9 protein-coding genes and 1 pseudogene are annotated in these 11,281 nt (G+C 38.3%); 8 read left to right on the top strand and 2 right to left on the bottom strand.

What is annotated here, in order from left to right; translation table 11 throughout:
• Nucleotides 1–199: pseudogene (locus ACM03V_RS27500) on the top strand (30S ribosomal protein S1); the annotation flags it as partial.
• Nucleotides 200–384: 185 nt separating this feature from the next.
• On the opposite strand, the gene cobW reads toward ACM03V_RS27500, so the two are convergent.
• Nucleotides 385–1,437, bottom strand: coding sequence for a cobalamin biosynthesis protein CobW (cobW, locus tag ACM03V_RS27495; RefSeq protein ID WP_414623989.1), 1,053 nt, complete (start codon nt 1,435–1,437; stop codon nt 385–387).
• 229 nt (nt 1,438–1,666) lie between these two features.
• Between cobW and hxpB the strand changes: the two genes are divergently transcribed.
• Nucleotides 1,667–2,326, top strand: a complete 660-nt coding sequence (gene hxpB, locus ACM03V_RS27490) for a hexitol phosphatase HxpB (protein ID WP_414623988.1) — start codon at nt 1,667–1,669, stop codon at nt 2,324–2,326.
• A gap of 74 nt (nt 2,327–2,400) precedes the next feature.
• A complete protein-coding gene (locus ACM03V_RS27485; protein ID WP_414623987.1) occupies nt 2,401–2,541 on the top strand; it encodes a hypothetical protein in 141 nt (46 codons plus the stop codon).
• A gap of 99 nt (nt 2,542–2,640) precedes the next feature.
• Here ACM03V_RS27485 and ACM03V_RS27480 read toward each other — a convergent pair whose 3' ends face one another.
• The gene (locus ACM03V_RS27480) at nt 2,641–3,363 is read right to left on the bottom strand and encodes a heme oxygenase (biliverdin-producing) (RefSeq protein ID WP_414623986.1); all 723 of its coding nucleotides are present in this window, start codon (nt 3,361–3,363) and stop codon (nt 2,641–2,643) included.
• Between the two features lie 814 nt (nt 3,364–4,177).
• Here ACM03V_RS27480 and glmM point away from each other — a divergent pair.
• The 5 genes from glmM to hpsP all read left to right on the top strand — a co-directional run bounded on the left by glmM (nt 4,178) and on the right by hpsP (nt 11,245).
• Nucleotides 4,178–5,653 carry a phosphoglucosamine mutase gene (gene glmM / locus ACM03V_RS27475; protein ID WP_414623985.1) on the top strand — a complete coding sequence of 492 codons (1,476 nt, stop codon included), beginning with the start codon at nt 4,178–4,180 and terminating at the stop codon, nt 5,651–5,653.
• A 248-nt stretch (nt 5,654–5,901) separates the two neighbouring features.
• Nucleotides 5,902–7,605, top strand: coding sequence for a hormogonium polysaccharide biosynthesis protein HpsL (gene hpsL, locus ACM03V_RS27470; RefSeq protein ID WP_414623984.1), 1,704 nt, complete (start codon nt 5,902–5,904; stop codon nt 7,603–7,605).
• Nucleotides 7,606–7,688: 83 nt separating this feature from the next.
• Entirely contained in the window at nt 7,689–8,729 is a 1,041-nt protein-coding gene (gene hpsN / locus ACM03V_RS27465) for a hormogonium polysaccharide biosynthesis glycosyltransferase HpsN (RefSeq protein ID WP_414623983.1), read from the top strand.
• Nucleotides 8,730–8,897: 168 nt separating this feature from the next.
• Nucleotides 8,898–10,061, top strand: coding sequence for a hormogonium polysaccharide biosynthesis glycosyltransferase HpsO (hpsO, locus tag ACM03V_RS27460; protein WP_414623982.1), 1,164 nt, complete (start codon nt 8,898–8,900; stop codon nt 10,059–10,061).
• A complete protein-coding gene (hpsP, locus tag ACM03V_RS27455; RefSeq protein WP_414623981.1) occupies nt 10,058–11,245 on the top strand; it encodes a hormogonium polysaccharide biosynthesis glycosyltransferase HpsP in 1,188 nt (395 codons plus the stop codon). Before hpsO ends, hpsP begins: the two co-directional genes overlap by 4 nt.
• The last annotated feature ends 36 nt before the right edge of the window (nt 11,246–11,281 follow it).

The following is an 11,281-nucleotide window of genomic DNA, read 5'->3' as shown; positions in this document are numbered from 1 at the left end:
AGCACCAGCAGAAACTGAAGCAACCGTAGAGGAAGCACCAGCAGAAACTGAAGCAACCGTAGAGGAAGCACCAGCAGAAACTGAAGCAGCGGTAGAAGAAGCACCTTCTGAGGAAGCTGAAGTTCAATCAGAAGCACCAGCAGAAACTGAAGTTCAAAATGAAACTCAAGAGGAAGTTGCAGCGGCTGTCGAAGAATAATAGATTTATCGTTGTAGACGCTTATAACAGTTTAAAGTTTTGTAAATATTTGAAGAGGGGAAACCCTCTTTTTTTATTGGGTTCGTAGTAAGGACTTTAGTCCTTTGAGAATAGCGATAAATCGCTTACTACGAACCCTTAAAGATTAATTATTCGTTACTCCCTACTCCCTACTCCCTACAACTTCAATTCAACGAAACCAATTGCGATTCGATATCAGAAGATTTTAAATCTTTACCGATAAAAACCAAACGAGTAAGTCTAGCTTCTTCGGGTTTCCAAGCCCTATCGTAAAATTGTTCAAAGCGATTTCCTACACCTTGCATTACCAAACGCATGGATTTATCGGGTACTGCAACAAAGCCTTTGATACGGAAAATTTCTTGCTGCTGTACTAAAGTTTGTAACTGCTGCTTCAGCTTTTGAGGATCGAAAGTACGGTTTAAAACTACGTGATGAGAAGTAATTTCATCATCGTGTTCGTGTTCTTCTTCAGTGTCATGATGGGAAGGGCGTTGATCTAAATTGTCTTCAACAGCGGCTTCCAAACCTAATAATATAGATGAATCAACTTCACTTTGACGACTTTCAACAATCTTTACTACACGAGGTAATTCTCCCTTAACTAAATTCCTGACTTCAGCTAAGGTTTTTTCATCCACCAAATCGGTCTTATTTAACACCACCAAATCTGCACAAGCAAGCTGATCTTCAAACAGTTCTTGTAATGGTGTCTCGTGTTCTAAACTATCATCAGCTTGGCGTTGCGATTCTACCGCTTCTAAATCGCTAGCAAAAGTTCCAGCAGCAACCGCTTCACTATCCACCACGGTAATTACGGAATCGACTGTAGCAGCGTTACGAATTTCTTGCCAGCGGAAAGCTTTTACTAAAGGTTTTGGTAAAGCTAAACCAGAAGTTTCAATTAAAATGCAGTCGATGCTGTTTCGTCGTTTTATTAACTGCTGCATCGTCGGTAAAAACTCTTCTTGTACGGTGCAGCAAAGACAACCGTTAGTTAATTCGTAGATATTATTATCGTTATTATCGCTGCCTTCTTCTTCCGGGCAAACTTGACAAGATTGTAATAATTCCCCATCAATACCAAGTTCGCCAAATTCATTGACAATAACAGCGATGCGTCTTCCTTGATTATTTTGTAGTAAATTACGAATTAAAGTAGTTTTTCCACTACCTAAAAAACCTGTGATTACAGTAACGGGTATTTTTGCAGCCATGTGTATAAAAAGCTTTGTGTATCAGTGTTTGGAGCGTTTGGGGTATTGTTATTTTACGATGAAACGGTATATGAAATAGCAAAACTTTGTAAAATGCCAAGACGCACCGCAGCATAAACAGAGTTGAGGGTATCGAAAAAATCTGGAGTTGGTTTTAAAGTAGTTACCTGTGAATTGTAGAATTTGATATGTTTCCCAATTCTTAATTCCCCATTCCCTACTCCCTAATATGATTGAAGCAGTAATTTTCGATATGGATGGTTTGTTGATTGATTCCGAACCATTATGGCAACAGGCAGAAATCGCTATATTTAAACAAGTTGAGATTATTCTAATTCCTTCGATGTGTCTGCAAACCAAAGGTTTGAGAATTGATGAAGTTGTAGAATATTGGTACAAAAAATATCCTTGGGATAATTTATCTAAATTGCAGGTTGAAGATGCAATAGTCAATAAATTAATTGAGTTTATTCATACTGAAGGTAAGCCTTTAGCTGGGGTTGAAGATGCAATTAATTTTGTCAAAGCTAAAAATATCAAAATTGCCTTAGCTTCTTCCTCTTCATATAAAATCATCAATGCTGCTTTGGAAAAATTAGAAATAGCTGATGATTTTGAAATCATTTATTCGGCTGAATCCGAAACTTTGGGAAAACCCCATCCCGGCGTTTATCTTACCACTGCTGAGAAACTGGGTGTATCTCCTCAAAATTGTTTGGCTTTGGAAGATTCCCTCAATGGAGTATTAGCCGCAAAAGCAGCCCAAATGAAATGTATCGCTATTCCAGAAATGTCAGAAAATCATAACCCAAAGTTTGCGATCGCCGATATGCTTTTAGAATCTCTACAGCAATTAGATGATAATGTTTGGGATTTTATTAATTCGTAATTAGTTATTTATAAATATTGTAGGTTGGGTTAAAAGCGTACAAATAATATTGATGGTATACAAGGAATGACCATATGCTTTTAACCCAACATTATGAAGCAAATATGTACGAACATTTAGAACCTTTAATAACAAAATTATTGATGGGTTCAAAAATTATTGATGTTGGGTTTCCTTCCTCAGCCCAACCTACGAAGTTCAAAAATCTGCATTAGGGGCAACATCCTTATAATTACCAATACATCGAATCAGCAATCATAAAGACACCACCCCTATAAATTAATTATTCGAGACTCTAATCTTACAATCTAATCTTAATCAGCGGTTGCTAATTCGGTTTCGTTATTACCGCGATTGCGACGACGAGTAAGAGTGTTGAACAACATTTGTCCAATCGCTTTGATTAAATTACCTTCCAACTCTTGGAACATTTTCATGTTCATCCCAAAAGCCGCGTTTGCTTCATCAACGATTCTATCTGCTGTTGCTTCGTCGATGGGCATTTCATCTAAAGCTTGACGGTATTTTGCTTTAAATGCTTTTTCGTCGTCAATCTCATCAAATTCGTAGAAGGCAATACCTTCTCCTTCGTTGAGATTCATTGCTGTTTGAGCAATGTTTTTCAAAATCTGTCCGCCGGATAAGTCGCCCAAATAACGAGTGTAGGAATGCGCTACTAATAATTCTGGTTCGTTTTGCGATACTTCGCGGATGCGATTTACGTATGCTTCTCCCGCTGGCGATAGCTTAATTTCTTCGCGCCAGTTAGCACCGTAATAATAGCTAAGGTCTTGTTCTAAACTATGCTTTCTATAGAGTTCCTTAAAGTCAATTTTAGAAACAACTGGGTGGTTAGCGTGTTTTTCCAACTCTTCTTCCATCGCAGTGTAAGCGAAGTAAAAGTTGCCAACTAATTTACGATAAGATTTTTTTTCAACGACTCCTTTTAAAAAGCACTTAACAAAACCAACGTTTTCTGCCATTGTGTGGGCTTTTTTAGTGCCTACACGTAATTTGGTTGCTAAATTGCTACTCATGCTAAATTTCTCAACAATAAAAAGGTTAACTATTCTAGTGGTTGTTTACAAGTATGAAGTTCTGAGTGAGTGGAAGCTTCTAGAAGCTAACTCGCAGTTTTTACCGAAGTTGTGATGAAGATAATCTCCTCAATCCTAACTCTCTTGTAACAATTCACCACTGAGCGCATCTTAATTCAACTTCCTTCATCTATAACTGTCCATACTGAAAACAACTACTAAAAGGTAACATTAGAGCTAATTGATGATAATTTCTATTAAAATTTCTTAAGCATATTGAATAAGTCAGTTTTTAAACTACGATACACAATTTGGTCAATTCCAAAAACTTGTGTTTTTATTAAGTTTTATTTCAAAAAGTTAATTTTGAGCATGATTGTTCATATTTTCTATCAAAGCCTGTGAATTATAGAGGATATGTTTTTAACAAACGGCTAAGTATTAATTCTAGTATGGAAAGATTCAGGTAATTTGTACATCACCTCTACTCAGTTAGGAGCTTTTAAATATATTAGGGGCATAATTTAGAGAAATTATAGTATCAACTTAAAAATGACTTTAAACTTAGTTTAAAGATTCTTTAAAAAGTTTTTAATGCGATCGGGGATAATACTGACTTGATTGAATCTTCATATTTGCTTGATAGAATTCATAAGTATCATTGCTCAAAAGTACCTAAATTATAATAAATTTATAAAGAGAAAAATAAAAACGGCATATCAAACAGTCCTGATGAAAAGGTATTCAACGGGAATTGTTCAAACAAGTATAAAGTGTTATTCTCCTGTGTGAGTGTGTGGAGCTTTCTCAAGTTATGGTATCATTTATAACTAAAATTCCCGGTGGTATACGTGGGGATTCTGCTGGTGAGGCTGATGGATGGAAAAAAGCCTCTGGAAGCGGTTTCGGGCAGAATTCTTTAGTACTGCCAAAATCTCCTTTATTCGGTACTGATGGAATCCGTGGAAAAGTTGGCGAATTATTGAGCGCACCTTTGGCATTGCAGGTGGGCTTTTGGACGGGTATTGTATTGCGTAGTCGCGCCGAGAATCAAGGACCTGTGATTCTCGGACAAGACTCTCGTAACTCTAGCGATATGCTGGCAATGGCTTTGAGTGCGGGTTTAACCGCAGCTGGGTTAGAAGTGTGGTATTTAGGTTTATGTCCTACTCCTTGCGTTGCTTATCTGAGCAGCATTACAGATGCAGTCGGTGGAGTCATGATTTCTGCGAGCCATAATCCACCAGAAGATAACGGCATTAAAATTTTTGGTAGTGATGGTATTAAGTTATCTAAAGTATTACAGCAAGAAATTGAAGCGGGTTTGCGTGGTCAAGCATCACCCTATGTTAGTATAAGTAATTGCGGACGGCATTACTCGCGTCCGGAGTTGATTTTGGAATATGCCCAAATATTAAAACAGCCGCTACATGGAAATATAAATCTCCAAGGAATGAAGGTTGTTTTAGATTTAGCATGGGGAGCGGCGGTTGGTTTAGCACCTTCTGTATTCGAGCAGTTAGGTGCGGAAGTTATTTCCCTACACAATGAAGCAGATGGCGATCGCATTAATGTTGATTGCGGTTCGACTCATTTAGGTGTATGCCAGGCAACTGTCAAAGAAAACAATGCCGACTTGGGTTTTGCATTTGATGGTGATGCAGACAGAGTATTAGCAGTAGACAATACCGGAAGAGAAATTAACGGCGATTACATTCTTTATCTTTGGGGTAAGTCTTTACAGCAGAAACAAGAATTACCGGATAATTTGATTGTTTCAACCGTGATGGCTAATTTGGGCTTTGAAAGAGCGTGGAATCAAATAAGCGGTAAATTTACACGTACCGCAGTAGGGGATCAATACGTACAAGCGGAAATGCTGCGGGCTGGCGGAATGCTAGGAGGCGAACAATCCGGTCATATTCTTTGCCGTCACTACGGCATAACTGGAGATGGTTTGTTAGCGGCTTTGCACATAGCAGCTTTAGTACATCAAGCAGGTGTACCTTTATCCGAAATGGTAAGTCAAAGCTTTACAACTTATCCGCAATTGTTGCACAACGTGCGAGTAGAAGATAGAGAAAAGCGGGTAAATTGGCAAGACTGCCAACCTTTGCAAAATGCGATTTCTCGTGCTGAAGTAGCAATGGGTGATGCTGGTAGAGTATTAGTTCGCGCTTCAGGTACGGAACCTTTAATCCGAGTAATGGTAGAAGCCGAGGCAGCCGAGGAAGCTAACTATTGGACAAAGGAATTGGTTAATGTAGTACATTCATATTTGGCAGCATAGAGGATTTTACGGATTTTGATTGCTAAAGCAGGGATAGTTGGAGCGTGGTTAGTAGTTGATTGTTGGGGAATGGGGAACTCTTAACAGGGACAGGGAATGATATCCCCTTTATTGTTTTTTATCCATATTGACTAACCAGACTAAGTACTACAATGTATTAAATGTTAACTTTTAGTTATTATGTGTTAACAGCTAACTAATAACTACTAACCATCTTTGATTTACTAATCTAAAATCCTCAATTTAATATGCTCAAGTCTAAGCCTAAAAAAAATAAGAATATAAAAAATAAAAATAAAAAAAAGCAGTCAAAAGAAGAACAGCCAAAACTCACGATCAAAGAAAAGTTAGCACAAAAACGCAAGGCAACTAAGGCACGTCAAGAACTTACGAACCTACTCTCCAAATCAGGAGGAGTAGGTCTTGTTTTAGGGATTGCGGCATTTTTTGCTGGAGGAATCAAATTAGCCGTCCCTGCAATGATGGGGGTGATAGTACTAGCGCTTTCTTATCAATATCCCCGTCAAGCTTTATTAGGGTTTATTTTCTACGTACCGTTTGCGGGTACAGTAACTTATCTGCTCGGTGGAAATGCGATACTTCAATTAGCAAAAGATGGCTTTTACGTTCCGGCAGTTGTGGCACTGTGGCAAAAATGCCGCAAGCAGAATTTACCTTTCATTATCCCGCAAGATATAAAAAAACCATTATTTATTTTATTAGGCTTATGTATTTGTACGCTGTTGTTTGTCAATGCAATGCAACAGTTTAACCCGCCTCCTGCACCGCTATTCAAAACACTACCGAAATCGATGCCCCTGGGAATGGGAATTCTGGGACTCAAGGTATTTATGGGTTACATACCCTTAATGACCTGTGCTTATTATTTAATTCGCAACAAAAAGGATTTTCTGTTTGTATCAAGAGTCCAAGTCGTCCTGATACTCGTGTGCTGTTTGCTCGGAGTAGTTCAATATGCGCTATTAGTTGTAGGCATTTGTCCGGGGACTCGTGACGCTGTAGGAGTCGATTTATTTAAAGCAACATTAGAAGCCCGATGTTTTATTGGTGGTGCTTTAGTTTACAGCCCCAGTCAAGGGATGATTCGGCTACCGGGTACCTTTGTAGCACCTTGGCAATGGGCATGGTTTTTAATTTCTAGCACTTTCTTCACCTTCGGTACTGGCTTCAGCGATCCCGAAGCAAAATGGAGGATAGTTGGTTTGGTTTCTTTAGCATCAGTATTCGTCAATGCTGTGATTTCCGGACAAAGAATTGCCTTAGCATTAGTACCTGTTTGCTTAGTATTATTGCTACTACTTACAGGTCAACTTGCCAACCTCAAAAGATTTGTTCCTATTTTTGGAGGACTAGTTTTGGTTTTGACAATTGCGATCGCCAGTAATCCCGCAGTTGTCCAAGAAAGACTTGATAGCTTTATTGATCGTTGGAATGCTTCGCCACCTTACGAATTTATCACCCAGCAATTTGAAGAAGTTGCGAACAATACTAAAAACCCATTCGGAAACGGTTTAGGAAAAGCCACCAACTCAGCGAGGATAATGGGGCCAACCAAATTGGTAGAAACATACTATCCCAAAGTCATGTATGAAGTAGGAATTTTAGGAGTATTAGGGTTTTTAGGATTAGTCACTGCCCTAACAATTACTGGCTTCAAGACTCACCGTAAAATAAAAAACCGTAATTTCCGTGGTTACGGAGCAGCTTTATGGGTGTTTATATTGTTTATAAGTTACAACACCTACTATTATCCTTTGGATGTCGATCCGGTTGCCGTTTACTACTGGTTTTTCGCAGGAGTGCTTTTCAAACTGCCAGAAATAGACAAGCTAGAGAGACTTAAAGAACAGCAACAACAGGTAATTGATGTATCTGCTGAAGTATCTACTAAAACTAAACGCAAGCAGAAGATGGCACAAAACCCGCTTTGAATAGCATGGGGAGATAGGGGGATGGGGACAAGGAGACATTAACAACTAACAACTAACAACTAATAACTAACAACTAATCTTATATGTCAAACCCATTAATTTCAGTAATTATACCGACCTACGGGCGTGAGTCAGCGTTGCGAGATAGCATCGTGGATGTGCTTAAACAAGATTATTCTAATTATGAAGTTTTGGTGGTAGACCAAACTCCGAAGCATCAACCGGAAATTGAAGCTTATTTAGAAGAACAATCTTATTCAGGTAAAATCCAATGGTATCGTTTGGATTGGGCAAGTTTGCCGGGAGCGCGTAATTATGCGGTGCGGCGGTCTGCGGGTGAGATAATTCTATTTATCGATGATGATGTATTGTTAGAACCGGGATTTTTAACTGCTCATGCGAAAAATTATCAAAACCCAGAAATAGGGGCTGTCGCGGGAAGGGTATTCGATCGCATGAAAATGGAAGATTCTGCTAAAGGTTATACCCAGGGTGAAGGTAATTATACAGAGCTTGAATATCTACCTCCTCAAGCAATGGACCCTGGAGTTGCTTGGTATTATATTGATTTAGTACACACTACAAAACCCCAGGAAGTTTTAACTACGAGGGGTTGCAATATGTCTTTCCGTCGCGAACTATTCACTGAATACGGATTGCATTTTGATGAAAGATTTCGTGGAAGTGCGGTGCGGGAAGAGTCGGATTTTTGCCTGCACATTCGCAAGACGGGATATAAAATTTGGTACGATCCAGAAGCGCATTTAGTGCATTTAGGAGAAGAGACAGGTGGTTGCCACGATATCAGCACTCGTTCAACTAAATATCAGTTTACGTTCTACCACAATCATTTCTTGTTGGGGTTAAATAACTTAAATGTCAATCAAGCGTTGCGTTTTTATGCTCGTTTGTTTGACTGTCACGTCCTCGGAAGACCTCCCTGTCACAAAAGCGGCTCTCCAATCAAAATCTTAACTCGCGGCGTTTTTTATAGCTTGGGCTTTTTGAATGCTTTGGGTACCGTGATTCAATCATTATGGAATGACGGTCAAGTTTATACTCAGCAAGATAAGCAAATTGAACTAGTGGAAACGAATTCTAGAAAACCTGTTGGGAGTTTCTGAAAAGATTATTTAACCGCAGAGAGCGCAGAGGAAGGCTTAGAGACAAACAAAAAGCCCCCCTTATTTAAGGGGGGTTGGGGGGATCTAAATATTTAGAGGTTCTAATAAAAATTATTATCAAATTCCCTATTCCCTACTCCCTTTTTATAAAAACTATTATCTAAAATCATGAAAATATTAGTAGCAAGTCATACGTATATAGTAGATTTAAATTGCGAGAAATTACGCGCTTTATCTCGATTACAGCCAGATATAGAAGTAACGGTAGTAGTTCCGAAAAAATGGCGGCCTGGAGGAGTTCAAAACAAAATTATTGAAACTGAATATCGCGATGAAGGCAATTTTCGGATAGTTCCCGTTTCTAATTTTAGTCAAAATCATCAAGGGTTACTTACCTTCGGTGGTGATTTAGTTACTTTATTACGAGAATTTCGTCCTAACATTATTCATGTAGAACAAGGTTCTAGAGGGTTGGCTTATGCGGAAATGATTACTTTAAATGCACTACTAGGACTTAAAGCAAAAAATATATTCTTTACCTGGTGGAATTTACCATATAATTTAAAATTCCCGATATCTATATTAGAGAATTACAACCTTGATAACAGTCACGGCATAATTTCTGGAAATCAAGATGGTGCGGAAATATTGCGCGATCGAGGTTATGAAGGCCCAATCAAAGTAATGCCGCAACTGGGTGTAGATGAAACTTTATTTACACCGAAAAATCAGCCAGAATTAGCAAAAAAAGTCGGTCTGGAACCGGATGATTTTGTAATTGGTTTCGTGGGACGTTTTGTACCTGAAAAAGGTATCATAACGCTTTTAGATGCTTTAGTAAAAATTAAAGATAAATCTTGGAAATTCTTGCTTTTAGGAAGAGGAGAATTAAAAGATGAAATATTGCATAAAGCCGCAGAAAAAGGAATTAAAGACAGAATTATATTAGTTGAAAGCGTTCCCCATGACGAAGTTGCAGACTATATAAATCTGATGAGTACTTTGATATTGCCATCAGAAACAACTTATAAATTTAAAACCTTAACTTCGGTTGGTTGGAAAGAACAATTCGGGCACGTAATCATTGAAGCAATGGCTTGTAAAGTACCCGTAATTGGTTCGGACTCTGGTGAAATTCCCCACGTAATTGGCGATGCGGGATTGATATTTCCAGAAGGTAATGCTGAAGAATTAGCTAATCGTTTGGAACAGTTAATAGACAACCAAGATTTAACAGAAAATCTCGCTCAAATGGGTTATGCAAAAGCAATGGCACAGTATACAAATATTGCTTTAGCGAAACAGCAATTGCAATTTTATCAAGAGTTATGAAAATATTACAAATCGTTCCTTCAATTTCTCTGATTTACGGTGGCCCCAGTCAAATGGTATTGGGGCTTGCACCTGCTTTAGCACGTCAAGGTGTAAAAGTGACTATTTTGACAACAGATAGTAATGGTGATACGGGACAAAAACCTTTGGATGTGCCGCTAAATTCTCCCATCGAACAAGATGGTTATGAAATCATTTATTTTAAATGTTCTCCGTTTCGTCGCTATAAGTTTTCTGTCGATCTATTAAAGTGGTTAAATAATCATGCTAAGGAATACGATTTAGCTCATATTCATGCTTTATTTTCTCCAGTTAGTAGTACCGCCGCTGCTGTTTGTCGCGCTAAAAAATTACCTTATATTTTACGTCCTTTAGGAACCCTCGATCCAGCAGATTTACGTAAGAAAAAGCAATTAAAACAACTTTATGCAGCAGGTTTAGAACGTCCAAATATTAAGAAAGCTGCTGCAATTCACTTTACCAGCGAACAAGAAGCGAAAGTTTCCCATAGATTTGGGGTGACTACCAGAGATTTAGTAATTCCCCTCGGTGTAAAGCAAATGCAGGAATGTAGAGACGTTAAATTTAACGTCTCCAATCAATTTAATATTCCCGACAACGTACCAAAAATATTATTTATGTCGCGCATCGATCCTAAAAAAGGATTAGATTTATTAATTCCGGCTTTAGAAAAACTTTTGAGTGAAGGGTTAGATTTTCATTTTGTTTTAGCTGGAACTAATCCTCAAGATCCTAGTTACGAACAAAAAATTAAGTCGCAAATTCAAGCTTCACCTTTAGATAAACATACTACTATTACTGGTTTTGTTACCGGGGAATTAAAATCAGCTTTATTGGAAACAGCCGATTTATTCGTATTACCTTCCTATTACGAAAACTTTGGTATTGCTGTAGCCGAAGCGATGGTAGCAGGAATCCCAGTAGTAATTTCAGACCAAGTGCATATTTGTCAAGACATTAGCGGTAGCGAATCGGGATGGGTAGGTACAACCAATACCGAATCAATTGCAGATTTATTAAGGGAAGCATTGAAAGATCCAGAAGAAAGACAGCGTAGGGGTTTGCAGGCACGGAAATATGCATTGTTGAACTATAGTTGGGATGCGATCGCGCAAAAAATAGTTGAGGCTTATCAAGATATTATTCAGGTTAAAGGTGATTAGATTTTGGATTTAAAGAGTTAGGAGTTAAGAGTTATT

It is taken from the genome of Calothrix sp. CCY 0018 (assembly GCF_963920925.1).
Lineage (GTDB): Bacteria > Cyanobacteriota > Cyanobacteriia > Cyanobacteriales > Nostocaceae > Rivularia.
This window is presented reverse-complemented; position numbering and strand designations above follow the sequence as displayed.

Excerpts from the sequence above, each read along its gene's own strand:
- hpsN (WP_414623983.1), top strand. The coding sequence starts at position 7,689 with ATGTCAAACCCATTAATTTCAGTAATTATACCGACCTACGGGCGTGAG.
- cobW (WP_414623989.1), bottom strand. The coding sequence starts at position 1,437 with ATGGCTGCAAAAATACCCGTTACTGTAATCACAGGTTTTTTAGGTAGT.
- ACM03V_RS27480 (WP_414623986.1), bottom strand. The coding sequence starts at position 3,363 with ATGAGTAGCAATTTAGCAACCAAATTACGTGTAGGCACTAAAAAAGCC.
- hpsL (WP_414623984.1), top strand. The coding sequence starts at position 5,902 with ATGCTCAAGTCTAAGCCTAAAAAAAATAAGAATATAAAAAATAAAAAT.
- hxpB (WP_414623988.1), top strand. The coding sequence starts at position 1,667 with ATGATTGAAGCAGTAATTTTCGATATGGATGGTTTGTTGATTGATTCC.
- hpsP (WP_414623981.1), top strand. The coding sequence starts at position 10,058 with ATGAAAATATTACAAATCGTTCCTTCAATTTCTCTGATTTACGGTGGC.
- ACM03V_RS27485 (WP_414623987.1), top strand. The coding sequence starts at position 2,401 with ATGCTTTTAACCCAACATTATGAAGCAAATATGTACGAACATTTAGAA.
- glmM (WP_414623985.1), top strand. The coding sequence starts at position 4,178 with ATGGTATCATTTATAACTAAAATTCCCGGTGGTATACGTGGGGATTCT.
- hpsO (WP_414623982.1), top strand. The coding sequence starts at position 8,898 with ATGAAAATATTAGTAGCAAGTCATACGTATATAGTAGATTTAAATTGC.